Raw genomic sequence first — 22638 nt, 5'->3', positions numbered from 1 at the left:
GCGCCCGTAGCTCAGCTGGATAGAGCATCAGACTACGAATCTGAGGGTCGGACGTTCGAATCGTTCCGGGCGCGCCATTTCGGTTCAAAGGCACGAACGCCTAGCACCGCCGCCTCTACGCCAGAGGCGGCGGTTAGGGTTCGGAGCAGCTCGCTCCGCAGCCCACGGATGCGGACCTCTTTCCGGCTCACAACCTCGACTCGCTGCGCGACCGCGCGAACCTGATCACGGGCGAACGTGCCGTCGCCGTTCCGCAGCTTCTTGCGCAGGGCAGACGCAAACGCGCGCAGACTCTCCGGCGTGATCGCCGGGCCAATCTTCACGATATGCGCCAATGCGCGCTCGGAGTCGCCCTTGGCCTGGTCGCGAGTCGCGGTCAGCTCGGCGATGCGATCCTTCAGCGACGGGTCGCTCACGTCGATCACACCGTTCTCAATCGCGTCATAGAGGCGCTTGAGCTTTGCTTCCGCCTCGGTCGCACGCCGCTCAAGATCGGCGACATGCTCGCGGCGCTGGTTCACCCACTCGTCGCGGCGTTCGAGGATCTGATCCATCAGAACTTCGAGCCGCGCCGGGTCGAGCAGCCGGGCTTCGAGATGGCCGACCACCGCCTCATTGAGACGGTCCATCGGCACGGTGATGCCTGGACAGCCGGTCGCACCCTGCCGCGCCTTCGTCGAGCAGGTGTAATAGCGATACTCCCGCCCGACGCTGCTGGTGCCCGTGCGCAGCGTCATGGCGCCGCCGCAGCACGCGCAGAAGCAGATGCCGGTGAGCAGCGTCGGCCCACCCACCGCCATCGGCGGCATCATCTTCGGGCTGCGCGCCTTGAGCGAGCGCTGGACCGCCTCGAACTCCGCTTCCGAGACGATCGGCGGCACTTCCATGACCGCGTGCTCGCTCTCGGGCTTGGGCGTCTTCGTCTTGTGGTCGCGGGTGTTGAAGCGGTGCTGGCCGATATAGGTCGTGCGGGTGAGCACCTGATGCACCGCGCCCAAGCCCCAGCGCCCGCCGTCGCGGGTGCGGATGTTGTTCTCGTTGAGCCAGGTCGCGATCGACTTGAGGCCCATTGGCCCCCGATTATCGACGCCGTTGAGCGCCATGCGGTAGATGCGCCGCACCGTCTCGGCCTGGATCGGGTCGATCTCCAGCTTCTTCTTGATCTTCGCGCCCCGCTCCTCCGCCGCAACCACGCGATAGCCGATCGGCGCCCGCGCGCCGTTCCAGAAGCCTTGCCGGGCATTCTCCTTCATCGCGCGAAGCGTGTGCTTGCCGTTCTCCTTCGACTGATACTCGTCGAACAGCGTCATGATCTGGCGCATCATCACGCTCATCGGATCGTCGCCCAGGTCTTGCGTGATCGAGATCAGCCGCACGCCGTTCTTCGCCAGCTTGCGGACGTAGAACTCGAACTGGAATTGGTCGCGAAAGAACCGCGAGAAGCTGTGGACGAGAATGACATTGAACGTCGGCGGCTTGACCATCGCCGCTTCGATCATCGCCTGGAACGAGGGCCGACGATCATCGGTGGCGGTGTTGCCCGGCTCGACGAACTCGGCCGCGACCGACCACCCCTTGCCGACACAGTAATTCTCCATCTGGCGGCGCTGGTCGGGGATCGACAGATCATGTTCCGCCTGGCGCGGCGTTGAAACTCGCAGATAGAGCGCGGCGCGAGCGGTCGCCACGACCGGCGCCTCATCCTCATCTCGTCGCAGGGCGGCGCTGGTCATGACGCTTCACTCCTCACTTCACGGCAGCGGTCCGAACAGCTTGTCCAGCTCTTGCCGCATATGGCCTTCGATCGCGCGCAGCTCGGCGTCGCCGATCGGAACCTGCTCCGGCCAATCGTCAGTGACGACGATCGGCCCGTCATCCTCGCGCACCGGACGCGAAGCCCGGCGCGGCGCGACGCGGTTGGTGTAGTCGTGCAGGTCATGCGGGCTTTCGGCCCAGCGACGAGGCGTGCGGCGGCGGAGCTTGCGCGGAAGGGCCATTCCGACACGCTGCGTCGCGGCCGCGCCGCGTGCAAAGCCTCTGTCGCGGTGTAGCGCAGATAGGGGCGTGCTGCGGCGGGCGTCATGCTTCGCCCCACGGATCGACAACCGTAATCCCGCAATCGACGAAATCGCGGACGTTACGAGTCGCCAGCCGCGCACCGCGCGAGCGCACGATGGCGGCAATCTGCGCGTCAATCTGACTGATCGGCTTGCCACTCTGTTTCCGACCGGCGGCGATCTCGGGGTAGAAAAGCGCCGCGTCGGTATCGAACGGCAGCACGCGCCCTGCCAGATCGACATCGAACATCGGACGTGCGGCCGCGAGCAGATCATCGCGGCGGCGTCCCTCGGGAAGTAGGGCCAGACCGTAGAAGATTTCCGCCTGTGTCAGCGTCGTCGTAAACACGCCCGCCATCGGCTGCTCGGCGATCCACGCCATGACCCTGGGGTCAGGCTCGCGCCGCATCAGCTCGGAGATGACGTTGGTGTCGAGGACGATCATTCGCCGAAATCCACCGGCGGCCGGATCGCTTCGCGCGGCATGGGAGGCAGATCGACGCCGCCCAACGGGCCGAACCTTTCACGGATTGCTTGAGCGAGATTGCGGGGTCGCGCATCGTCTGTGGAGAGCGCCGAGCGCAGGATGTCGCGGGCCTCGTCTTCCATCGAGCGGCCATTGACGGCCGCGCGCACGCGGAGGCGCTTCTTGATCACATCGTCGATGTTTCGGATCGTCATCACCGCCATGCGGGCCTCCATAAGTCAATGACTTCATATTAGTCGATGCTGTTGAAAGTTGCAAGCTCAGAAGGTTTGGCGCCTCCCTGCGGGACCGCCGCCCTATCTCCGCTCCGCTCCGACCGAGCCCCTCAAGGGTCTCGTCCCTGCCGGGTGACGACCGGACTGGCGTGGGGCGCTCGCGCGCCCAATCGGTCAATCCGCCATGCGGATCGGATTCTTCCCGCTGCGGAGATCGGGCCAGGGCTCCGCCAGCCCGATCGCGTTGACGGTCGTTGCACTTCCCGCGATGGGGTGGGCGTCGCTTCCCTCTAGGCCCGCCGCGCCAGGCCGCAACGCGCGCAGGCGCGCTTACCTCCTCTGCGTTCCGGTCCTGCGGATGCTGCCCGGCTCCGCCGGCGGGCCTGCCGGTCGCTCTTTCGCCGCCCACCCCATTCCGGGGTGTGTGTGGTTTTAGAAGGAGTAGTGTGATGAACGCTGTTACCGAAACCGTAGCCGCCGAGCCCGTGTCGGGCGTCGAGATTTTCGTGCCGCTCGCTAAGCTGAAGAAGTCCCCGCGCAATGCCCGCAAGGTGCCGCATGGGGAAGCCGCTATCGAGGCGCTGGCCGCTTCGATCCAGCACAAGGGGTTGATCCAGAACCTTGTCGTGGAACCGGAAGCTAAAGAGGACGGGACGCCGACCGGCTATTATCTCGTCACCGCTGGCGAAGGCCGCAGGCTGGCGATGCTGCTGCGCGTCAAGCGCAAGCAGATCAAGAAATCCGAGTCGGTGCGCTGCTGGCTGGATACGGCGAACGACCCCGCCGAGATCAGTCTGGACGAGAACGTGACCCGGACGCCCATGCACCCCGCCGACCAGTTCGAGCGGTTCGCGGAGCTTTCCAACGACAAGGGTTGGGGGGCGCAGGAGATCGGCGCGCGGTTCGGCGTGTCGGCGGGCGTGGTGAAGCAGCGGCTTCGCTTGGGCGCTGTCAGCCCGAAGCTGTTGCAGGTTTATCGGGAGGACGGGCTTACGCTGGACCAGCTTATGGCCTTCGCCGTCACCGAGGACCACACCCGGCAGGAGCAGGTTTTCGAGGGTCTGCACCACAATCGCGAGCCGTGGATCATCCGGCGCGACATGACCGCCGCCAACGTGCCCGCCGATGATCGCCGTGCGGTGTTCGTCGGAGCCGACGCCTATATCGAGGCGGGCGGCAACATCATCCGCGACCTGTTCAGCGAGGACCGGGGCGGGTTCTTCGAGGATGCGAGCTTGCTTGACATGCTCGCCGCCGAGAAGCTGCGCGAGATCGCGGGCGAGGTTCAGGCCGAGGGCTGGAAATGGGCCGAGGCGCATATCGACTATCCCCACGCCCACGGGATGCGGCGCTTCTATCCGCAGACTATCGCCCTGTCCGACGAGGACGAGGCGCGGTTGGAGGCGCTGTCCGCCGAGCATGACGAGCTTGCCGAGGGTTATTCGTCCTACGACGAGATGTCCGAGGACGTGGCGGCGAAGCTGGAGGCGGTGTCCGACGAGATCGACGCCATTTCCGAGAAGCGTTCCGCCTACGACGCCAGCGTGATCGCGCATGGCGGCGCGTTCGTCGTGCTTCACCATGACGGCAGTGTCAGGGTCGAGCGTGGTTTCGTCCGTGCCGAGGACGAGGCGCTGGCGGACCCGCAACCCGAGGACGAAGCCTTCGACCCGAAGGCCGTGGAGGACGAGCAGGCCGAGGACGGCGACGAGGACGTGCAGGAGATCGAGGAAGAGGACGAGGAACCGGGCAAGCCGATTTCCGACAGCCTCACCCGCGACCTGTCCGCCCATCGGACGCTGGCCCTTCGCGTGGCGCTTGGCGAGCGGCCCGATCTGGCGCTGATCGCCCTGACCCACACGCTCACGGCGCAACTGTTCTACAGCTACGCCGAGGCCGGTTGTCTTGAGGTTCGTCCGACCGTGACGCCGCTTGGCAGCCATGCGGACGGGATCGAGGATACTTCGCTGGCCGCAAAGGCGAACGAGGCCCGCGAGGCATGGGCCGAGCGGATGCCGCGTGATGTTGCGGACCTGTGGGGCTTCATCGTCGGGCTGGACGATGAGAAGCGGCTGGCGCTGCTGGCGCATTGCGCGTCCCGCACCGTCAACGCGCTGCGCCTGCCGTGGGACCGCAAACCCCGGACGCTGCAAACGGCGGACAGGCTGGCGACCGCGCTCGCGCTGGACATGGCGAAGGACTGGACGCCCACCGTGGACAGCTACCTTGGCCGCGTCACCAAGGCGCATATCCTTGAAGCCGTCGCCGAAGGCGTTTCCGAGGATGCCGCGCGCCATATCGCGGACAAGAAGAAGCCGGAAATGGCCGAGGCCGCCGAGCAGCGTCTGGCCGGGAGCGGCTGGCTTCCCGCCGCGCTGCGGACGCCGAAGGCGGAAGCGGAGCAGCCCGCGCCCGTCGAGGTCGAAGAGGTGGGAAGCGTGGAGCAGCCGTCCGAAGCGGAGGCTCCCGATACCGAAGCGGAGGACGGCGAAGCGTCCTTCGCCGTCGCCGCCGAATAGCGGCATCAGGCCGGGGCCGCGCGAGCGGTCCCGGCCTTTCATTTCGGCCGGCGAAAAATCGCGGCCGCGCCCGTTGGGGCGCGGCCGCTTTCGTTTTGCGAACACGCGATCCTCCCAAGGGAGGCGCAACGGGTGGCGTATTGACGGGCAGCGTCTTGGCGATCGGTTCGCCGATTGAGCTTGTCACACCCTGGAGGCGGGGTCGCGTCGCGATGACGATACTGCGGTTCAGGGACTGCAAATCCCACGTCGCATTCGATGTATGTTTGTCGAGGTTGCGGGCCGTCGTTTGCGCCCGCCATCCCATGATCGCCTCCGTTGTCGGTCGTTTGCTGATCGCGGGGTTGAGCACAGCAGCCGTTTTCCGCCTGTCAAGTCGCGAGGTGCGCCAAGGCGTCTGGTTTCGGCTTCGGCATGACCGCGCGGCCTCTCGATTGGCTTGATCTAACCGGGGCCGGCTTCGCCTTGCTCGGCCTGGTGCAACGCCGCCGCGCGGCTTTTTTCCGCCGCCTTCGGCTTTGCATCGCGAAACAAAAAAGCCGCGCGTCGCCATCCTCCGCTGCGCTTCGGCCGCAAGCGGTGCGCGCCCGATCATCCCCGCTTCACCGATCGCCATCGAGGCCGCGGCGGTCGCGGCCCGAGATCGAAAGGAACTTTGACATGGCGACCATCGGCACCTTCACCCAGGCGGCCAACGGCTCCTTCACCGGAACCATCAAGACGCTCACCCTCAACGCCAAGGCCACCCTCCGGCCGATCGACAAGGAGAGCGAGAAAGCCCCCGACTACCGCCTCGCGGTCGGTTCGGTCGAGTGCGGCGCGGGATGGAAGAAGACCAGCCGCGAGAACCGCGAATACATCTCGGTCAAGCTGGACGATCCCACCTTCCCGGCCCCGATCTACGCCACCCTGTCCGAGACGGACACCGCCGGCGAATATGCGCTGATCTGGTCGCGCTGACCCCGGCACGGCGCCCCGCTCCTTCGGAGCGGGGCGTCTTCGCGCGTTTGTCTCGTCGGTTTTCAAAGCGGACGGGCCAATCGGCCCGGCATGTTGTCGGAGGTGCTTGGGGCGCTGCCCCGGCGCACTTCAAGCAGCTTCCGCCCAGCTTCCTCCACGCGCGAGCGCGTTCCGTGCAGCCGGTTCCCCGCGAAGCCGCTTTCCGTTTGCACCCCCGGTCTCGCCGACGGGCAGGGTTTCAGCGCGGCGCTCCGCTGCGCGGAAACCCAAGCCCAAGGAGGCCAAAATGCACTACCAGCTTGCCACCCGGTTCGGCCGCAACGCCCATCAGATCAGCGGCCGGGAGCCGCTCGACAACGAGGCGCTCTATCGGCATGTCCCGTCCATCTTCGCCCGCGAGGCGCACGACAGCCGTTCGGAGCGGTATGTCTATGTTCCCACCATCGACATCGTGGAAGGGCTACGCCGGGAGGGGTGGTCGCCGTTCTTCGCAGTCCAGTCGGTGCCGCGCGACGGCAGCCGACACGGCCACGCCAAGCACATGCTGCGCCTGCGTCGGGATGACGGCATCGGCAAGCCCGAAGCCGCCGAAGTCATCATCGTGAACAGCCATGATGGGACAAGCGCCTATCAGATGTTCGCCGGGATGCTGCGCTTTGTCTGCACCAACAGCATGATTGCAGGCGAGCGGTTCGAGGAAGTCCGCGTGCCGCATAAAGGCAATATCGAGCATGACATTATCGAAGGCGTGTTCACTGTCGCGGAGGATTTCCCCCGGCTGGTCGACGCCAGCGAGTCTATGAAGGCGATCCAGCTTTCGCCCGATGAGCAACGCTTGCTCGGCGAAGTCAGCCTTGTCGCCCGTTATGGCGATGATGAGAGCCCGATTCGGCCCGAGCAGATCATCGAGCCACGCCGCCGCGAGGATGTGGACCGCAGCCTATGGACCACGTTCAACGTCATTCAGGAGAATGTGGTTCGTGGCGGGTTGCAGGGCCGTAAGCGCAATGCCGAGGGCCGTATCCGCCGCGCGCAGACCCGCGCGATCAACGGCATCGACCAGAATGTGACGCTCAACCGCGCGCTCTGGACGCTGGCCGAGGGGATGCAGCGCCTCAAAGCGGCCTGACCATAACTACCGCAGGGCCGGAGTTTCCGGCCCTGCGGCTTTGCCATTTTCGCGCCGATCCGCTGCGCTGGATCGGCGGCGGCCGCGCGTCCCAAGGTCCGCGCGGCCGCAACGGCGCGCTCGCCGGGCTGGTGCCCGGCTCGCGTCGAAGTTTTGCGAAGCTAGTCGGTTTCGGACGGATCGAGTTCGGCAACAAGATCGGCGGGCGTGACGCCAAGCGCGGAAGCCAAGTGAAACAAGGTGACGACGGTCGGATTGCGCCGGCCGCGCTCCAGATCGCTGACATATTGTTGGGTAAAGCCGGACGTCTCGGCAAAGCGCTCTTGGGTAAAGCCCTTATCCTTCCTCAGCTTAGCGAAGTTCAATCCCACTAGGCGGCGCATATCCATGCGCGCGAAGCTGGACGATACATCTCATCCGGTTTATCCCATATCAGTTGTATTGGCTAAATCGCACTATCCGCCGCTGCGGGAGGTGCATCTAACGATGCAAGGCTTGCGCATATCCGGTTCTGTTTTTTGAGCTAGGCTGGTTAACGGGGACACCATGAGCACCAGCCAATTCGCCGATCGCGCGCCGGAGGTATCGCAGCTCACGGCCTATGACGAAAGCCATCTCACTGTCTATTTGCGGCTGCTCGATGCGGACGAAGGAGGAGCGGACTGGCGCGAGGCGGCGGCCGTGATTCTCGGCGTAGACCCAGCCGCCGAGCCGCAACGAGCCAAGGCGATGCACGATAGCCACCTTGCTCGCGCGCGGTGGATGACGGAGGTTGGTTACGCGCATCTGCTCGGCTGCGAGCGCCCGCTAAGTCGTTAAGTTTTAATCCATTTTGGTATCAATTCATTGCTTCCGTCGCAGCGCGCGCGGCATGGTTGAACTCATCCTTGCCGCTATCATGCGTTGGGTAAGGCGGCGACTTTCATCCTCCGAAATCTGCGCATAGCGCGATTGGAGGATGCAATGCCGACGCCGCCGAGCCGGCGCCAGAGGCGCGCCGGCAATCTGTCCGACGCGCTCGGTCGCGCCGATCTAGCCGCCGAGTTTTTGCGGCGAAACCACACCTATCGCGCCGAACATGCGCAGATGCAGCAACGCATCGCGGACGGCGCCGTCGCGAAGAACGCCGCCGAAACGGCGTTCGCGCGGCGCTGGGGGTTGTCTTTTCGCCACGGCGCCGGATGACTTTTCAGACCCGGTTGTTTGGCGTCCGGAACTGACCGCCGTCACGGTCATTCTCGACGCCGCACCGGATGGATTCAAAACCGCCACTCCGGTTGATCCGCGCGCCCTCGGTGCGTTGCTCGCCGACCAAGCTGGAATTGAAGGACGCCATGTCATTGTCGCCGATGCGGCCGGCGAGCATCGGCTGTGGCTGCGCGATCCGCAGCCCGGCCGGCCGCTCGCCGCCGTTATCCCGTTGGACAAGGATTTCATCACGCGCATCGCTAGCCTGTTGCGCTTCCACCGCCGGGTGCTCGGCCGAGCGGTAGGGCCGCTGCCGCGCGGTTGGCCGCTAACCGCCTATCGGATGGCGCGGCTCAACCTGATGCTCCGCGCACTGGACCTGCGCGACGAGGGCGCGACCTACCGCGAGATCGCCACCGCACTGGGACGCGGCGATGCCGCCCGGCTGTCCGCGAGCGACTGGAAAATGTCGGCGACGCGCTCGTTCGTTGTGCGCCTGGTCCGCGATGGCATCGCGATGATGAACGGCGACTACCGCAAACTCCTCCGCATCCGCTGATTCGCAGCCCTTTTTCGACACCCTTTGGGGGTGGTCGCATCCGTGCAGCCGCACATCTTCATACCCCACCCGGCTGCGCCAATTCTGACAATTACGCCTCCTGCCGCCACTGCCCGCAGGAGCCGACACTTGTCCGATACGCCCACAAACCTGCCGCCCCGCTTCCTGCGCACCCCGGAAGCCGCCCGGTTTCTCGGCCTCTCCGGCCGGACCCTTGAGAAGCACCGCTATTTCGGGACCGGCCCGGCCTACCGCCGCATCGGCGGCCGGGTGGTCTATTCGGTCGATGACCTGCGCGCCTGGGCCGACATCGGCATTAAGCACTCGACGTCCGATCCGGGCCAGAACGACCTCATGCCGCGCGCGGATTCGGCCATCGCCCGGAGCCGGCGATGACCGTCCCGCCGTCACCTATGCGGCACCGCCAGCCGTCCGAAGACGGTATGACCCGCGTCGAGCTGACGTGGATCGAGAAGCGGATTGAGCACTGGATCAGGTTCGGCCGGGTCGCGGTGGACGAGATCGTTGATCGCCGCCGCCGCATCGTCCGCTTCCGTCCCGGCGCGATCTTCGCGTTCGTTCGCTGGGCGGCGAACGACTATGGCACGGTCAGCTCGCGCATCGACATCGTGCGCGCCGTCAACGCGGGCGAGCCGTTCACGACGCTGCCGTTCGTCCGGCCTGGCGGCGACATCCTGCTCAAGATCGAGGGCTGGCCCAAGGTCAGCCAAGTGCTCGCCGCGATCGACGCGACCGAGGCGGCCGACGTCGATCCCTGTGACGCCGCGCCGGACCATTGGCGACACGTCGCCAACCGTATCGCCGCCGGTCATCAGCCGCGCCCCTACACGCTGGAGCGCCATCGCGCGTGGCTCAAACGCCGGGAGATCGAGCGATGACCCGCCGTGGATGGGCCGTTGCGACGGCCTCCGCCGCGTCGCTGTTCGGCGCGTCGTTCCTCGCCGTGGCGGTGTTCGATCCGCTCCCGCGCATCGTCTGGAACGCCAGCGCGAGCGTGCCGATCGGGCTTTATCGGATCGAGCCGCTTCCCGATCCGCCGAACGGTGCATTGGTCGCCGTGACGCCGCCACCGGCGCTGGCGCATTGGCTTGCGGAGCGCGGCTATCTCGGAGAGCGCGTGCCGCTGTTGAAGCACGTCACGGCGCGGCCGGGGCAGATGGTGTGCCGCATCAACGCAGTGGTGAGCATCGATGGGCTGCCCTTCGTCATCGCTCGGCAGCGTGACGGCCGAGGCCGTCCGCTGCCGGTTTGGCAAGGCTGCCGCACGCTGCGCGCCGGCGAGCTGCTGATGCTCAATCCCGACCGCGCCGACAGCATGGACGGCCGCTATTTCGGGCCGCTTCCGGCCTCGGCCGTGCTCGGCCGCGCCATCCCGATCCTCACCCGCGATTCCCCGACCGCGCCGCTCGTCTGGCGCTGACCCGCTTCACCGCCCGCCAACCCAAAGGAGATCATCATGCAGATCGGCAGCTTCTTCCGCACCGCCAATGGCTACGAAGGCATCATCGAGACGGCGACGCTCGACATCCGTATCTCGATCGTTCCGGCCGAGCAGAGCGACGCCGATAAGGCGCCGGACTGGCGCGTCCACCGCGGCGATAGCGGCGAAGGCCCGGAGATCGGTGCCGGCTGGAACGAGACCGGCGAACGCGCCGGGGATTACGTCTCACTGCGCATCGACGATCCCGCGTTCGCGCAGCCGATCCGCGCCGCGCTCTTCCAGAGCATGGGCGACAAGTCGGCCTGGTCGCTGCGCTGGAACCGCCAGCCGAAGTCGCGTGAGCAGGACTGATCCCGTGCGCTTCCCACCCATCCCTTTGTTCGCGGGAAAGCCGTCTCATCCCTTCGTCCCGCTCGGTCGCAGGCCGGCCGGGGCGCGCAGCGAAGGTCAAGGGCGGCCGAAGGCCGGCGCTGCGCGCGCACCCTTTACCGCAGCGAGCACGCTGGCAGGCTGGCGGCGGAGCGGAGTCGGATCGGTGGTCGTGGTTGCCGTCGTCCTGCTGTCCGGCGGTGCTGTGTCTGCCCCGACGATGGCGCAGGATATGCCGGCTGCGCGATTAGCGGCCGTTCATCCTTACGCCGGTCATGTCGCCGAGGCAGCGCGCCGGTTCGGCATCCCCGAAGCGTGGATATGGGCCGTGATGCGCGTCGAGAGCGGCGGCAATTCCCGCGCCGTCTCGCGCGCCGGGGCGATGGGCTTGATGCAGATCATGCCCGCGACTTGGGGCACGCTGCGCACCCGCTACGGCCTCGGCCCCGATCCGTTCGATGTGTGCGACAACATCATGGCGGGTGCGGCCTATCTGCGCGAGATGCACGACCGCTACGGCAACGCCAGCGCGATGCTGGCAGCCTATAATGCGGGACCGGACCGCTACGACGACTTCGTGTCGCGCGGCCGTCCGCTGCCTCCCGAGACGGTCGGCTATCTCGCCCAGCTCGCGCCGATTACCGGCACGGCGGGCGCGGTGGAGGTGACGGCGACTGCAACGCCTGATCCCTTCGCATGGCGTCGTGCGGCGCTGTTCGTTCGCACTGCCAGCGCCGGTTCGGAAGCCGTCGCCGGACAGTCGGACGGCCAAGGAGCCGCGTCCGATCTACCCAACGACCGTCCGACATCCGGCGACGTTCACGCAGCCGAGCCTTCCGTCAATCAGCCACGCGACACGCTGTTCGTGTCCCGCGCCCGCGCGGGCCGACCGCAATGATTGCCCGGTCGCTTCCCGCATCCGTCCGAAGCAGCAAGGTGTCTGGGGAGGAGGAAAACGGCAGGGACAGACGAGGGCAAGATATAAGCAGCGCCCCGTTCAGCCGAAAAGCCAAGGCTTTTCCGTGGCTTCACGCGGGGGCGTCGGTCGGCGCGCGTGCCGCGCGGAAGGGAAAAGCCAGCAAAAACAGCGCCTCGAATGGCACCACAGGCCGTTTTCGGCCGAAAGCGGCCCGGCCGTGAGCGAGGACAGCGAGTTCCGCGTCCGGCCGGGCAAGGCCAAGCGCAGCAAGGCGCAGGGCCGCAATGCCCGCGGCCTGGTCGCCGAGGTGCTGCGCGTCGCCGCGATCCACAGCGGCGGCCGGCGCGGCGGCGCCAGCGGAGCGCGCCGGGGTGCGCAATCGACCTTCGGGCGGGGACGCACCGCCTTCGCCCGCAGTCGCCTGTTCGGCTCGGGCCGGCGCGTCATGGTCAAGATGCTGCCCGTGACCACCCGCAGCCGGGGTGACCGGCGCTCGGCGCCCCTGTCCGCGCATGTCGCTTATTTGAAGCGCGAGGGCGTCACCCGCGACGGCTCGCCTACCCGGATGTTCGACGCGGCCGGCGACAACGCCGACGATCGCGGTTTCGCCGACCGGTGCAAGGATGACCGGCATCATTTCCGGGTCATCGTGTCGCCCGAGGACGCCGCCGAGCTGACCGACCTGCGCGAATACACGCGCGACCTCATGCGCCAGATGGAAGCCGACCTGGGGACGCGGCTCGATTGGGTTGCGGTCGATCACTGGAACACCGACAATCCGCATGTCCACTTGCTCGTGCGCGGCGTTACCGATCAGGGCGCCGATCTCGTCATCTCCCGCGACTACATCAGCCACAATCTCCGCTCGCGCGCGCAAGACCTGGCCTTCGCCGAACTAGGGCCGAAGCCCGAGCATGAGGTGCAGCGCGCGCTCGACCGCGAGGTGACGGCGGAGCGCTGGACCCGGCTCGATTCCGAGATCCAGCGCTCCGCCGACGAGCTAGGCGTGATCGACCTGCGCCCAGAGCGGCCCGGCCCCGACGATCCGCGGCTCCGCCGCTTGATGATCGGCCGGTTGCAGCATCTGGAAACGATGGGGCTCGCAGCCGAGGGCGATACCGGCCAATGGGCGGTCGCGGAAGGTGCGGGGGCGAAGCTGCGCGAGCTGGGCGCGCGCGGAGACATCATCCGCACGATCGGCGCGGCGCTCAAAGATCGGGGGCAGGACCGGCCGCTCGACAGCTACGCCGTCGTCACCAGCGCGCCCGAGAAGCCGATCGCCGGCAGGCTGATCGACAAGGGGTTGCACGACGAACTGACCGCCACCGCCTATGCCGTGATCGACGGCACGGACGGGCGCACCCACCATGTTCGCCTGCCGGGCATCGAGGCGCTGGAGCATAGCCCCAAGCTCGGCGGCATCGTCGAGTTGCGCGCGGTAGGGCGGTCCGGCGAAGAGAAGCCGACGCTTATCGTCGCAACGCGGTCCGACCTCGACCTCGCCGCACAGGTGAAAGCGCCCGGCGCGACCTGGCTCGACCATCGGCTGATCGAGCGCGGCGCCGGAGTCGCGGATGGCGGGTTTGGCGCCGAGGTGCGGCGCGCGATGGACGCGCGCACCGACCATCTCGTCAAGGAAGGGCTAGCCCGCCGCTTCGGCGAGCGGACGGTGTTCGAGCGCGGGATGCTCGACACGCTCCGCAAGCGCGAGCTGGACGCGGTTGGCGCGAAGATCGCGGGTGAGACCGGGCTTGCCTATCGCCCCCCCGCGTCCGGCGAGAAGATCGCCGGCGTCGTGCGCCAACGCCTCGCGCTCACGTCAGGCCGCTTTGCCATGATCGACGACGGGCTCGGCTTCCGACTCGTGCCCTGGGCCAGCACCCTCGAACAGCAACTCGGCCGTCAGGTGTCCGGCGTGGTCCGCGCCGGCGGCGGCATCGACTGGACGCTTGGCCGCAAGCGCGGCCTCGGCATCTGAAAACAGGAGACACCCATGTCCGCGACCAAAATCCTTTGGGGCCAGATCATCATCGTGTTCCTGATCGTGCTCGCCGGGGTGTGGGGCGCGACACAGTGGACCGCCGCCGCGCTCGCCTATCAGCCCGAGCTGGGGCCGCCTTGGTTCGAGGCGTTCGGCTGGCAGGTTTATCCGCCGCCCGCTTTCTTTTGGTGGTGGTTCAGCTTCGACGCCTATGCGCCCCGCATATTCCTGACGGGCGCCTATATCGCTGCGTCCGGCGGGTTCGCGTCGATCGCGGTCGCCATCGGCATGTCGGTGTGGCGCGCGCGCGAACTGAAGAACGCCGAGACCTATGGCTCGGCTCGCTGGGCGAGCGAGCGGGAGGTGCGCGCGGCCGGGCTGCTCGGGCCGAACGGCGTTGTGCTCGGCAAGCTCGCGCGCGACTATCTCCGCCACGACGGCCCCGAGCATGTGCTGTGCTTCGCCCCGACCCGTTCGGGCAAGGGCGTCGGCCTGGTCGTGCCCTCGCTGCTGACCTGGCCGGCGTCGGCGATCGTCCACGACATCAAGGGCGAGAACTGGATGCTGACCGCCGGTTTTCGCGCGCGGCACGGTCGCGTGCTGCTGTTCGATCCGACCAACGCCGAGTCGGCCGCCTACAACCCGTTGCTGGAGGTGCGGCGTGGCCAATGGGAGGTGCGCGACGTGCAGAATGTCGCCGACGTGCTGGTCGATCCCGAAGGCTCGCTGGAGCGGCGAAACCATTGGGAGAAAACCTCCCACTCGCTGCTGGTCGGCGCGATCCTCCACGTCCTCTATGCCGAGGTGGACAAGACCTTGGCTGGCGTCGCCGGATTCCTTTCGGACCCGGCGCGCACGATCGAGCAGACACTGGCCGCGATGATGGCGACGCCACACTTGGGCGAAGCGGGCGTGCATCCTGTCGTCGCCAGCGCGGCGCGGGAGCTGCTGAACAAGTCTGACAACGAGCGATCGGGCGTGCTCAGCACCGCCATGTCTTTCCTCGGCCTCTACCGCGATCCCGTCGTGGCGCAGGTCACGCGGGCCTGCCAGTGGCGCATATCGGATCTGGTCGATGGCGAGCGGCCGGCGACGCTCTATCTGGTCGTGCCGCCCAGCGACATCTCGCGCACCAAGCCGCTGATCCGCCTTATCCTAAACCAGATCGGGCGCCGGCTGACCGAGGAACTGACCCCAAAGGGCGACCGCCATCGGGTGTTGCTGATGCTGGACGAGTTTCCGGCGCTCGGCCGCCTCGACTTCTTCGAGTCCGCGCTGGCGTTCATGGCGGGCTACGGGCTCAAGGCGTTCTTGATCGCGCAGTCGCTCAATCAGATCGAGAAGGCTTACGGCCCCAACAACGCGATCCTCGACAACTGCCATGTCCGGGTGAGCTTCGCCACCAACGACGAGCGCACCGCCAAGCGCGTGTCGGACGCGCTCGGCACCGCCACCGAGATGCGGGCGATGAAGAACTACGCCGGGCATCGCCTGTCGCCGTGGCTTGGGCATCTGATGGTGTCGCGGTCCGAGACCGCCCGCCAGCTCCTTACGCCGGGCGAGGTCATGCAGCTTCCGCCCGACGACGAGATAGTCATGGTGGCGGGCGTCCACCCGATCCGGGCAAAGAAGGCGCGCTATTATCAGGATCGCCGGCTGTCCGAGCGGATCGCGTCGGCGCCCGCGCCCGAGGCGGCCGGGGTCAGGCCCGATGACTGGACCGGGCGGCAGGCATCCGCCGATCCGAAGCAAATCGCGCGCATCGTCCGCGATGCCGAGGACGCCGCCAATGGCGGGCTGCGCCGGGAGCCCGAGCTGCCCGAGCATATCGCCATTGCGCCGGAAACAACGGCCCCGCCCGCGCAGGAGTTTTCGATCGTCGATGACGAACAGGATGACGCGGCCCGGCAAGCGGCCGTGCGCCGCCGGATGCAAGGGCTCGCGCGGCAGGCGTCGCTCGATCCGGGCGATGGCATCGACTTGTAGGAGCGTGCCCATGCGAACCCGGCTCAACGTCTATTTCCCGCCTGCGCTCGCCAAGCAGGTCGATGAGTTGGCGATCCGCCGCCGCATCTCCCGCTCCGCGATCGTGGAGGCGGCAGTGGCGTCCTATCTTTCGCCGGACGGCGCCGACCGGATGGAAGCCGCGTTCGCACGCAGGCTTGATCGCCTGTCGCGTCAGGTCCAGCGACTTGAGCGCAACACTGGCCTGACGACCGAGGCGCTGAGTCTGTTCGTCCGGTTCTGGTTGGCCGTGACACCGCCGCTTCCTGATGAGGATCAGGCGGCGGCGCAGGTGAAGGGGCGGAAACGCTATGAGGGCTTCATCGAGACGCTCGGCCGGCGCTTCGCCAGCGGCAAGACGCTGTTGGATGAGATACCGGAAGATGTCTGGCCGAAGAGTGCGACTGATCCAGACTAGCGAACCACTTGGCTTTCCCGCCTCCAATTGCGGCTGACAAACTCGACAACCCAACCCCGTTCATATAGGGGGGTGGGGTATGTCGCACATCAAGTCATCGAGCGCTGATCTGCTGGCCCGCGTCCGCCGCATTGGAGGCCAGGTCGGTGCGATCGACCGCGCGTTGCAGGCGGACGCGAGCTGTTCGGAGATTCTTCACCTGGTTGCGGCCGTCCGAGGCGCGGTGAACGGCCTGCTGGATGAGATCATAGCGGAGCATCTGGAAGCCCACGTGTCTCGGCCTGGGCTTGATGATGCCGAACGAGCGGCGGGTGCGGAGGAGCTGCTCGCCGTGATCCGTCGCTACTCGAAATAGGATAGTTCATGGCGACTTTGCCCGATCTCGACGCGCACACTCACGACCACGTTTTACTCGGCGCGGCACATGATGAGAACGCCCGCCGCACGCGCTGGGTGGTTGCGCTGACCGCAGTGATGATGGTGGGCGAAATCGTCGCCGGCTACTTCACAGGGTCAATGGCGCTGCTCGCCGACGGCTTTCACATGGCGACGCACGCCGGCGCATTGTCGGTTGCCGCGCTTGCCTATGCCTATGCAAAGCGGAACGCCCGAAACCCGGCATATAGCTTCGGCACCGGCAAGGTTGGTGATCTTGCCGGCTTCGCCTCGGCAATGGCGCTGGGCCTGATCGCAGTCGGTATTGGCGTCGAATCCGTCACCCGGTTGCTCCAGCCGATCAACGTCGCGTTCGGCGAGGCAACTTGGGTTGCGGTCGTCGGCTTGGCCGTGAACGTGGTCAGCGCCGTCCTGCTGTCGGGCGGCCACGACCATTCTCATCATCACGGCCACGATCATGGGCACCATCATCACGGTCATGCCGCGCACACGGGCGATAACAATCTGCGCTCAGCCTATCTGCATGTGCTCGCCGACGCTCTGACATCGGTTCTCGCCATCACGGCGCTCTTGGCAGGCCGCTATCTTGGCTGGGTATGGATGGATCCCGTAATGGGGATCGTCGGCGCAATCGTGATCGCGCGTTGGTCCTGGGGGCTTATGCGCGACACAGCGGAAGTGCTTCTGGATCGAACCGACGAGCATGTGGCCGAGGAGGTGCGCGAGCTGGTCGAAGAACCGGGCGATGCGAGGATCGCAGACCTCCACGTCTGGCGCGTCGGGCCGGAGGCACAAGCTGCGATCGTCAGCATCGTCGCGGCGCGTGGGGTCACGAGCGACATGATCCGCGCCCGTCTCGCGCCGGTGCATGAGTTGGCGCACCTCACAGTCGAGTGCCGCTAACCATCGACTCGATTACCGGCATCCGTAAGAAAGCCTACGCGCGCATCGCCATTTCGTAGTTCGGTTGCCGTATCTGCGGAATGCCGACGAGAGGCATTCCGCCGTCGTCCTCGTATGTGCCGCCCCCTCTACTACGCCCGTAAGTAGCTGTTGCGAGCCGAGTCTTCCTGCGTCTCTTGATGTGCCCCGACAGCCGGGCGGCGGTTCGCCCGGTCCTTTGCAGGGGCCAGTCGTTGACCATCCACCCAATCCGATCCGAGGCTAAATCACGCGGCGCGCGGATGCTGCGCACTGCGCTCGGGCCGTCGATCGCGGGCTGGCTCGACGACGCTGCCGTTATCGAAGTCATGCTGAACCCGGACGGGCGGCTTTGGCTCGATCGGCTGGGCGAGGGCGTCAGCGACACAGGCGAAACGCTGAGCGCTGCCGATGGCGAGCGCATCGTCCGCCTGGTCGCGCACCATGTCGGCGTCGAGGTTCATGCGCGATCGCCGCGCGTTTCGGCCGAGCTGCCGGAAGGCGGCGAGCGGTTCGAGGGGTTGCTGCCGCCTATCGTCGCCGCGCCAGCCTTTGCCATCCGAAAGCCCGCCGTCGCCGTGTTCACACTCGACGACTATGCGCGCGCCGGCCTCATGTCGGCGGCCGAGGCCGAGGCGTTGCGCCACGGCGTCGAGACCCGCGCCAACATCCTCGTCGCGGGCGGCACCGGCGCGGGCAAGACCACGCTGGTCAACGCGCTGCTCGCCGAGGTGGCGAAGACCACCGACCGCATCGTCTTGATCGAAGACACGCGCGAGCTGCAATGCGCCGCGCCGAACCTCGTCGCCATGCGGACCAAGGACGGCGTGGTGTCGCTGTCCGAGTTGGTCCGCTCGTCGCTGCGCCTGCGCCCCGACCGCATCCCCATCGGCGAGGTGCGCGGCGCCGAAGCCCTCGACCTCATCAAAGCCTGGGGTACCGGCCATCCCGGCGGCGTCGGCACGATCCACGCAGGCACTGCGCTCGGCGCGCTGCGCCGCATGGAGCAACTCATCCAGGAGGCCGTCGTCACCGTTCCGCGCGCTCTCATAGCCGAGACGATCGACCTGATCGCCGTGCTGGTCCGCGACGCGCACGGACGCCGGCTGACCGAGCTGGCCCGCGTCGAAGGGCTCGACCCCGCGACCGGCGACTACCGCCTCGCACCCCTCACCAACCACCAAGCCGGAGACCTGCCATGATCCATGCCCTTCGGCATGGCGCACGCCGCGCCATGCTCGCCGCCACCACCAGCGTCATCGCGTTGACATTCGCCGTTCCGGCCCATGCCGGCGGTTCGTCAATGCCGTGGGAAGCCCCGCTGCAAAGCATCCTCGAAAGCATCGAGGGGCCGGTGGCGAAGATCGTTGCCGTTATCATCATCATCGTGACCGGCCTGACGCTGGCCTTCGGCGACACGTCGGGCGGCTCGCGCCGGCTGATCCAGATCGTGTTCGGCCTGTCTATCGCGTTCGCGGCGTCGAGCTTCTTCCTGTCGTTCTTCTCGTTCGGCGGCGGAGCGCTGATCGCATGAACGGCGGGGCCGATCATGGCGAACCGATCGCGGGCTATTTTGCCCCGCTCCACCGGGCGCTGACCGAGCAGATTTTGCTCGGCGGCGCCCCTCGCTCGCTCGCCATCGTCAACGGGACGCTGGCGGGCGCGATCGGCCTTGGCCTGCGCCTGTGGATCGCCGGGCTCGTCATCTGGGCGATCGGCCACGGGCTGTCCGTCTGGGCCGCCCGCCGCGACTCGCAATTCGTGGACGTGGCCCGGCGCCACCTCCGTTACCCGACGTGGATGCGGCCATGATGAGCTTGCGTGAATATCGCAGCAAAGCTGCGACCCTTCCCGATTTCCTGCCCTGGGCCGCGCTGGTCGGCGAAGGCGTGGTGCTGAACAAGGACGGCTCGTTCCAGCGCACCGCCCGATTCCGCGGTCCCGATCTCGACAGCGCGACGCCGGCCGAGCTGGTCGCGACGACCGCGCGGTTGAACAACTCGCTCCGCCGTCTCGGCTCCGGCTGGGCGATCTTCGTCGAGGCGCAGCGCACCCCGGCGCTCGACTATCCGCTGTCCGACTTCCCCGATCCCGTGTCGTCGCTGGTCGAGTTCGAGCGTCGCGAGCAATTCCGCGAGGAGGGCGCGCATTTCGAGAGCCGCTATTTCCTCACCCTGCTGTGGATGCCGCCGGCCGAAGAAGCCGCCCGCGCCGAAGGTTGGCTCTACGAGGGCCGGTCCACCAGCGGCGTCGATCCGTGGGAACTGCTCAAGGGCTTCACCGACCGCAGCGACCGGGTGCTCAACCTGGTCGAAGGGTTCGTGCCCGAGGTCCGCTGGCTCGATGACGCCGAGACGCTGACCTATCTGCACAGCACGGTTTCGACGCGCCGCCAGAGCGTCCGCGTGCCGGAAACGCCGATGCACCTCGACGCGCTCTTGGCCGACCAGCCGCTGACCGGCGGCCTCGAACCGAAGCTCGGCGACCAACATCTTCGGACGCTCACTATCGTCGGCTTCCCGAGCGTGACCTTCCCCGGCGTGCTCGACGAACTGAACCGGCTCGCCTTCGATTATCGCTGGGCGACCCGCGCGATCATGCTCGATAAGACAGACGCGACCAAGCTGCTGAGCCGCATCCGACGCCAGTGGTTCGCCAAGCGCAAGAGCGTCATGGCGATTCTGAAAGAGGTGATGACCAACGAGGCGTCGGTCCTGATGGACAGCGACGCATCGAACAAGGCCGCCGACGCCGACACCGCCCTGCAGGAGCTGGGCGCCGACTATGCCGGCATGGCCTATGTCACCGCGACGGTGACGGTGTGGGACCGCGATCCAGCCATTGCGGCGGAAAAGCTGCGGCTGGTCGAGAAGGTTATCCAGGGCCGCGACTTTACCGTCATCCCCGAAGGCATGAACGCGATCGAGGCATGGCTGGGGAGCCTCCCCGGTCACACCTACGCCAACGTCCGCCAGCCCCCGATTTCCACTATCAATCTCGCCCACCTGATCCCCCTGTCAGCAGTATGGGCGGGGCCGGAACGGGACGAGCATTTCGGTGCTCCCCCCTTGCTCTACGGCAAGACCGAAGGCTCGACCCCGTTCCGGTTTTCCCTTCACGTCGGCGATGTCGGCCACACGCTCATCGTCGGGCCGACCGGCGCCGGCAAGTCGGTGCTGCTCGCCCTCATGGCGATGCAGTTTCGCCGCTACGAGAACGGCCAGGTCTTCGCCTTCGATTTCGGCGGCAGCATCCGCGCCGCGGCGATCGGCATGGGCGGCGACTGGCAGGATCTCGGCGGGATGCTGGCCGACGAGGCCGGCGACGGCGTGCAGCTCCAGCCGCTCGCCCGGATCGACGATCCGGCCGAGCGCGCCTGGGCGGCCGAATGGCTGGCGGCGATCCTCGCGTCCGAAGGCGTCGCGGTCGATCCGCAGGCCAAGGAGCATTTGTGGTCGGCGCTCGGCTCGCTCGCCAGCGCGCCCGTGCCGGAACGCACACTGACCGGGCTCGCCGTGCTGCTCCAGAGCCAACAGCTCAAGCAGGCGTTGGCGCCCTACTGCATCGGCGGGCCGTGGGGCCGGCTGCTCGACGCCGAGGCCGAGCGCCTCGGCGAAGCGTCGGTGCAGGCGTTCGAGACCGAGGGTTTGGTCGGCGCCGGGTCGGCCGCCGCAGTGCTGTCCTATCTGTTCCACCGGATCGAAGGCCGGCTGGACGGCTCGCCCACGCTCATCATCATCGACGAGGGCTGGCTGGTCTTAGACAGCCCGGACTTCGCCGCGCAGCTCCGCGAATGGCTTAAGACCCTGCGCAAGAAGAACGCCAGCGTCGTGTTCGCCACGCAGAGCCTCGCCGACATCGAAACCTCGAACATCGCGCCGACCATCATCGAGAGCTGCCCGACTCGCATCTTCTTGCCCAACGAACGTGCGGCCGAGCCGCAGATCGCCGCCATCTACGAACGGTTCGGGCTGAACGCCCGCCAGATCGAAATCCTCAGCCGGGCCACGCCCAAGCGCGACTATTACTGCCAGTCGCGGCGCGGCAACCGGCTGTTCGAGCTGGGGCTGGGAGAGGTCGCGCTGGCCTTCGCCGCCGCTTCTTCCAAGACCGACCAGCTCCGCATCGCCGAGCTGGTCGAGACCCACGGCCGCGAGCGCTTCGCCGCCGAATGGCTGCGCCATCGCGGCCTGGCCTGGGCGGTCGATCTTCTTCCCGAACCCCAACCCGATCCGCTGGCCGGCCGCCGGGAAGATGTCGGCCAGCTCCCCCCTGCCTTGAAGGACATGACCCCATGAAACCCAATATCCTGCGTCGTGCCATGCTGGCCGGCGCCATCGCCACGTCGAGCATGATCGGCATCACCGCCGCCACGCCGGCGCACGCTCAGTTCGGCGGGATCGTCTATGATCCCACCAACTATGCGCAGAACGTGCTGACGGCCGCGCGGTCGCTCCAGCAGGTCAACAACCAGATCCAGCAAATCCAGCAGCAGGCGACCAGCCTCATCAACGAGGCGCGCAATCTGGCGTCGCTGCCGTTCAGCTCGCTCCAGCAGTTGCAGCAACAGGTGCAGCGCACCCAGCAGCTTCTCGGCGAGGCGCAGCGCATCGCCTATGACGTGCAGAACGTCCAGCAGGTCTTTAACGGCCGCTACAAGGGCGCGGCGCTCACCGGCACCCACGCGCAGATGGTCGCCAACGCCAATGCGCGTTGGGAGGATAGCGTCGGCGCGTTCGAGGACGCGCTTCGCGTTCAGGCCGGCGTCGTCGGCAATATCGACGGCGCGCGCACGACGATGGACGGCCTGGTCACATCCAGCCAATCGGCGACGGGCGCGCTTCAGGCCGCGCAGGCGGGCAACCAGCTTCTCGCGCTGCAATCGCAGCAGCTCGCGGACCTGACGGCACTGCTCGCCGCGCAGGGCCGGGCGCAGGCGCTGGACTCGGCGCGCAACGCGGCCGTCGAAGCCGAAAGCCGCGAGCGGCTCCGCCGTTTCCTCACGCGGTCCACCGGGTATCAGCCGGGCAACGCCCGCATGTTCCACGACTGAC

At 67.1% G+C, this 22638-nt stretch carries 26 protein-coding genes and 1 tRNA gene; 22 read left to right on the top strand and 5 right to left on the bottom strand.

Features of this window, described 5'->3' with window-relative positions; genetic code table 11:
- A tRNA-Arg gene (locus tag FJQ54_RS01335) sits at window positions 1-77 on the top strand.
- Here FJQ54_RS01335 and FJQ54_RS01330 read toward each other — a convergent pair.
- The 4 genes from FJQ54_RS01330 to FJQ54_RS01315 form a co-directional block, all read right to left on the bottom strand.
- Window positions 33-1733 carry a recombinase family protein gene (locus tag FJQ54_RS01330; protein WP_093065119.1) on the bottom strand — a complete coding sequence of 567 codons (1701 nt, stop codon included), beginning with the start codon at window positions 1731-1733 and terminating at the stop codon, window positions 33-35. The genes FJQ54_RS01335 and FJQ54_RS01330 overlap by 45 nt on opposite strands.
- A gap of 18 nt (window positions 1734-1751) precedes the next feature.
- The gene (locus FJQ54_RS01325; RefSeq protein WP_093063397.1) at window positions 1752-1997 is read right to left on the bottom strand and encodes a hypothetical protein; all 246 of its coding nucleotides are present in this window, start codon (window positions 1995-1997) and stop codon (window positions 1752-1754) included.
- 82 nt (window positions 1998-2079) lie between these two features.
- Window positions 2080-2502 (bottom strand): type II toxin-antitoxin system VapC family toxin, encoded by a 423-nt coding sequence (locus FJQ54_RS01320; protein ID WP_093063398.1) that lies wholly within the window; start codon window positions 2500-2502, stop codon window positions 2080-2082.
- Window positions 2499-2747 (bottom strand): FitA-like ribbon-helix-helix domain-containing protein, encoded by a 249-nt coding sequence (locus FJQ54_RS01315; protein ID WP_093065121.1) that lies wholly within the window; start codon window positions 2745-2747, stop codon window positions 2499-2501. Before FJQ54_RS01315 ends, FJQ54_RS01320 begins: the two co-directional genes overlap by 4 nt.
- A 461-nt stretch (window positions 2748-3208) precedes the next feature.
- Here FJQ54_RS01315 and FJQ54_RS01310 point away from each other — a divergent pair, with 461 nt between their 5' ends.
- The 3 genes from FJQ54_RS01310 (at window position 3209) to FJQ54_RS01300 (ending at window position 7367) form a co-directional block, all read left to right on the top strand.
- Entirely contained in the window at window positions 3209-5278 is a 2070-nt protein-coding gene (locus FJQ54_RS01310; protein WP_140926486.1) for a ParB/RepB/Spo0J family partition protein, read from the top strand.
- Window positions 5279-5938: 660 nt separating this feature from the next.
- The gene (locus FJQ54_RS01305) at window positions 5939-6238 is read left to right on the top strand and encodes a DUF736 domain-containing protein (protein ID WP_093065123.1); all 300 of its coding nucleotides are present in this window, start codon (window positions 5939-5941) and stop codon (window positions 6236-6238) included.
- Window positions 6239-6524: 286 nt separating this feature from the next.
- A complete protein-coding gene (locus FJQ54_RS01300; protein WP_093063400.1) occupies window positions 6525-7367 on the top strand; it encodes a DUF932 domain-containing protein in 843 nt (280 codons plus the stop codon).
- Window positions 7368-7528: 161 nt separating this feature from the next.
- Here FJQ54_RS01300 and FJQ54_RS01295 read toward each other — a convergent pair whose 3' ends face one another.
- A complete protein-coding gene (locus tag FJQ54_RS01295; RefSeq protein WP_093063401.1) occupies window positions 7529-7756 on the bottom strand; it encodes a helix-turn-helix domain-containing protein in 228 nt (75 codons plus the stop codon).
- Window positions 7757-7913: 157 nt separating this feature from the next.
- Between FJQ54_RS01295 and FJQ54_RS01290 the strand changes: the two genes are divergently transcribed.
- The 18 genes from FJQ54_RS01290 to trbJ all read left to right on the top strand — a co-directional run bounded on the left by FJQ54_RS01290 (window position 7914) and on the right by trbJ (window position 22637).
- Window positions 7914-8186 carry a DNA -binding domain-containing protein gene (locus FJQ54_RS01290; protein WP_093063402.1) on the top strand — a complete coding sequence of 91 codons (273 nt, stop codon included), beginning with the start codon at window positions 7914-7916 and terminating at the stop codon, window positions 8184-8186.
- A 144-nt stretch (window positions 8187-8330) separates the two neighbouring features.
- Window positions 8331-8552, top strand: a complete 222-nt coding sequence (locus FJQ54_RS01285) for a transcriptional regulator domain-containing protein (protein ID WP_093063403.1) — start codon at window positions 8331-8333, stop codon at window positions 8550-8552.
- On the top strand, window positions 8446-9114 hold the full coding sequence (locus FJQ54_RS01280) for a DUF2285 domain-containing protein (RefSeq protein WP_371262768.1): 669 nt from the start codon (window positions 8446-8448) through the stop codon (window positions 9112-9114). Before FJQ54_RS01285 ends, FJQ54_RS01280 begins: the two co-directional genes overlap by 107 nt.
- A 129-nt stretch (window positions 9115-9243) precedes the next feature.
- A complete protein-coding gene (locus FJQ54_RS01275) occupies window positions 9244-9510 on the top strand; it encodes a helix-turn-helix transcriptional regulator (protein WP_048578566.1) in 267 nt (88 codons plus the stop codon).
- Window positions 9507-10013, top strand: coding sequence for a DUF2840 domain-containing protein (locus tag FJQ54_RS01270; RefSeq protein ID WP_093063404.1), 507 nt, complete (start codon window positions 9507-9509; stop codon window positions 10011-10013). The genes FJQ54_RS01275 and FJQ54_RS01270 overlap by 4 nt, the downstream gene beginning before the upstream one ends.
- Window positions 10010-10555, top strand: coding sequence for a S26 family signal peptidase (locus FJQ54_RS01265; RefSeq protein ID WP_093063405.1), 546 nt, complete (start codon window positions 10010-10012; stop codon window positions 10553-10555). The genes FJQ54_RS01270 and FJQ54_RS01265 overlap by 4 nt, the downstream gene beginning before the upstream one ends.
- Window positions 10556-10591: 36 nt before the next feature.
- On the top strand, window positions 10592-10927 hold the full coding sequence (locus tag FJQ54_RS01260) for a DUF736 domain-containing protein (protein WP_140926485.1): 336 nt from the start codon (window positions 10592-10594) through the stop codon (window positions 10925-10927).
- Window positions 10928-11111: 184 nt separating this feature from the next.
- Window positions 11112-11843 carry a lytic transglycosylase domain-containing protein gene (locus FJQ54_RS01255; protein ID WP_456238789.1) on the top strand — a complete coding sequence of 244 codons (732 nt, stop codon included), beginning with the start codon at window positions 11112-11114 and terminating at the stop codon, window positions 11841-11843.
- Window positions 11844-12081: 238 nt separating this feature from the next.
- Window positions 12082-13842 carry a relaxase/mobilization nuclease domain-containing protein gene (locus FJQ54_RS01250; protein ID WP_093063408.1) on the top strand — a complete coding sequence of 587 codons (1761 nt, stop codon included), beginning with the start codon at window positions 12082-12084 and terminating at the stop codon, window positions 13840-13842.
- Between the two features lie 15 nt (window positions 13843-13857).
- Entirely contained in the window at window positions 13858-15831 is a 1974-nt protein-coding gene (locus FJQ54_RS01245) for a conjugal transfer protein TraG (RefSeq protein ID WP_093063409.1), read from the top strand.
- 10 nt (window positions 15832-15841) lie between these two features.
- On the top strand, window positions 15842-16267 hold the full coding sequence (locus FJQ54_RS01240; protein ID WP_093063410.1) for a ribbon-helix-helix domain-containing protein: 426 nt from the start codon (window positions 15842-15844) through the stop codon (window positions 16265-16267).
- Between the two features lie 79 nt (window positions 16268-16346).
- The gene (locus tag FJQ54_RS01235; protein WP_093063411.1) at window positions 16347-16622 is read left to right on the top strand and encodes a metal/formaldehyde-sensitive transcriptional repressor; all 276 of its coding nucleotides are present in this window, start codon (window positions 16347-16349) and stop codon (window positions 16620-16622) included.
- 8 nt (window positions 16623-16630) lie between these two features.
- The gene (gene dmeF, locus FJQ54_RS01230; RefSeq protein ID WP_093063412.1) at window positions 16631-17566 is read left to right on the top strand and encodes a CDF family Co(II)/Ni(II) efflux transporter DmeF; all 936 of its coding nucleotides are present in this window, start codon (window positions 16631-16633) and stop codon (window positions 17564-17566) included.
- A 233-nt stretch (window positions 17567-17799) separates the two neighbouring features.
- Window positions 17800-18786, top strand: coding sequence for a P-type conjugative transfer ATPase TrbB (gene trbB, locus FJQ54_RS01225; protein WP_093063413.1), 987 nt, complete (start codon window positions 17800-17802; stop codon window positions 18784-18786).
- Complete coding sequence (locus FJQ54_RS01220; RefSeq protein WP_093063414.1) at window positions 18783-19118, top strand: TrbC/VirB2 family protein; 336 nt, start codon at window positions 18783-18785, stop codon at window positions 19116-19118. The genes trbB and FJQ54_RS01220 overlap by 4 nt, the downstream gene beginning before the upstream one ends.
- Window positions 19115-19396, top strand: coding sequence for a VirB3 family type IV secretion system protein (locus tag FJQ54_RS01215; RefSeq protein WP_140926484.1), 282 nt, complete (start codon window positions 19115-19117; stop codon window positions 19394-19396). The genes FJQ54_RS01220 and FJQ54_RS01215 overlap by 4 nt, the downstream gene beginning before the upstream one ends.
- Window positions 19393-21882, top strand: a complete 2490-nt coding sequence (gene trbE, locus FJQ54_RS01210) for a conjugal transfer protein TrbE (protein ID WP_140926483.1) — start codon at window positions 19393-19395, stop codon at window positions 21880-21882. The genes FJQ54_RS01215 and trbE overlap by 4 nt, the downstream gene beginning before the upstream one ends.
- A complete protein-coding gene (gene trbJ / locus FJQ54_RS01205; RefSeq protein WP_129926682.1) occupies window positions 21879-22637 on the top strand; it encodes a P-type conjugative transfer protein TrbJ in 759 nt (252 codons plus the stop codon). Before trbE ends, trbJ begins: the two co-directional genes overlap by 4 nt.
- Window position 22638 lies beyond the last annotated feature (1 nt).

The sequence above is a fragment of the Sandaracinobacter neustonicus genome (assembly GCF_006385875.1).
In the GTDB taxonomy this organism is placed as follows: Bacteria; Pseudomonadota; Alphaproteobacteria; order Sphingomonadales; family Sphingomonadaceae; genus Sandaracinobacteroides; species Sandaracinobacteroides neustonicus.
The sequence above is the reverse complement of the archived record's forward strand: the minus strand, read 5'-3'. Positions and strand labels throughout refer to the sequence as shown.

What these genes read in the sequence shown, in the direction of transcription:
- FJQ54_RS01330 (WP_093065119.1), bottom strand. Translation starts at nt 1,733, where the DNA reads ATGACCAGCGCCGCCCTGCGACGAGATGAGGATGAGGCGCCGGTCGTG.
- FJQ54_RS01325 (WP_093063397.1), bottom strand. Translation starts at nt 1,997, where the DNA reads ATGGCCCTTCCGCGCAAGCTCCGCCGCCGCACGCCTCGTCGCTGGGCC.
- FJQ54_RS01320 (WP_093063398.1), bottom strand. Translation starts at nt 2,502, where the DNA reads ATGATCGTCCTCGACACCAACGTCATCTCCGAGCTGATGCGGCGCGAG.
- FJQ54_RS01315 (WP_093065121.1), bottom strand. Translation starts at nt 2,747, where the DNA reads ATGGCGGTGATGACGATCCGAAACATCGACGATGTGATCAAGAAGCGC.
- FJQ54_RS01310 (WP_140926486.1), top strand. Translation starts at nt 3,209, where the DNA reads ATGAACGCTGTTACCGAAACCGTAGCCGCCGAGCCCGTGTCGGGCGTC.
- FJQ54_RS01305 (WP_093065123.1), top strand. Translation starts at nt 5,939, where the DNA reads ATGGCGACCATCGGCACCTTCACCCAGGCGGCCAACGGCTCCTTCACC.
- FJQ54_RS01300 (WP_093063400.1), top strand. Translation starts at nt 6,525, where the DNA reads ATGCACTACCAGCTTGCCACCCGGTTCGGCCGCAACGCCCATCAGATC.
- FJQ54_RS01295 (WP_093063401.1), bottom strand. Translation starts at nt 7,756, where the DNA reads ATGGATATGCGCCGCCTAGTGGGATTGAACTTCGCTAAGCTGAGGAAG.
- FJQ54_RS01290 (WP_093063402.1), top strand. Translation starts at nt 7,914, where the DNA reads ATGAGCACCAGCCAATTCGCCGATCGCGCGCCGGAGGTATCGCAGCTC.
- FJQ54_RS01285 (WP_093063403.1), top strand. Translation starts at nt 8,331, where the DNA reads ATGCCGACGCCGCCGAGCCGGCGCCAGAGGCGCGCCGGCAATCTGTCC.
- FJQ54_RS01280 (WP_371262768.1), top strand. Translation starts at nt 8,446, where the DNA reads ATGCGCAGATGCAGCAACGCATCGCGGACGGCGCCGTCGCGAAGAACG.
- FJQ54_RS01270 (WP_093063404.1), top strand. Translation starts at nt 9,507, where the DNA reads ATGACCGTCCCGCCGTCACCTATGCGGCACCGCCAGCCGTCCGAAGAC.
- FJQ54_RS01265 (WP_093063405.1), top strand. Translation starts at nt 10,010, where the DNA reads ATGACCCGCCGTGGATGGGCCGTTGCGACGGCCTCCGCCGCGTCGCTG.
- FJQ54_RS01260 (WP_140926485.1), top strand. Translation starts at nt 10,592, where the DNA reads ATGCAGATCGGCAGCTTCTTCCGCACCGCCAATGGCTACGAAGGCATC.
- FJQ54_RS01245 (WP_093063409.1), top strand. Translation starts at nt 13,858, where the DNA reads ATGTCCGCGACCAAAATCCTTTGGGGCCAGATCATCATCGTGTTCCTG.
- FJQ54_RS01240 (WP_093063410.1), top strand. Translation starts at nt 15,842, where the DNA reads ATGCGAACCCGGCTCAACGTCTATTTCCCGCCTGCGCTCGCCAAGCAG.
- FJQ54_RS01235 (WP_093063411.1), top strand. Translation starts at nt 16,347, where the DNA reads ATGTCGCACATCAAGTCATCGAGCGCTGATCTGCTGGCCCGCGTCCGC.
- dmeF (WP_093063412.1), top strand. Translation starts at nt 16,631, where the DNA reads ATGGCGACTTTGCCCGATCTCGACGCGCACACTCACGACCACGTTTTA.
- FJQ54_RS01220 (WP_093063414.1), top strand. Translation starts at nt 18,783, where the DNA reads ATGATCCATGCCCTTCGGCATGGCGCACGCCGCGCCATGCTCGCCGCC.
- FJQ54_RS01215 (WP_140926484.1), top strand. Translation starts at nt 19,115, where the DNA reads ATGAACGGCGGGGCCGATCATGGCGAACCGATCGCGGGCTATTTTGCC.
- trbE (WP_140926483.1), top strand. Translation starts at nt 19,393, where the DNA reads ATGATGAGCTTGCGTGAATATCGCAGCAAAGCTGCGACCCTTCCCGAT.
- trbJ (WP_129926682.1), top strand. Translation starts at nt 21,879, where the DNA reads ATGAAACCCAATATCCTGCGTCGTGCCATGCTGGCCGGCGCCATCGCC.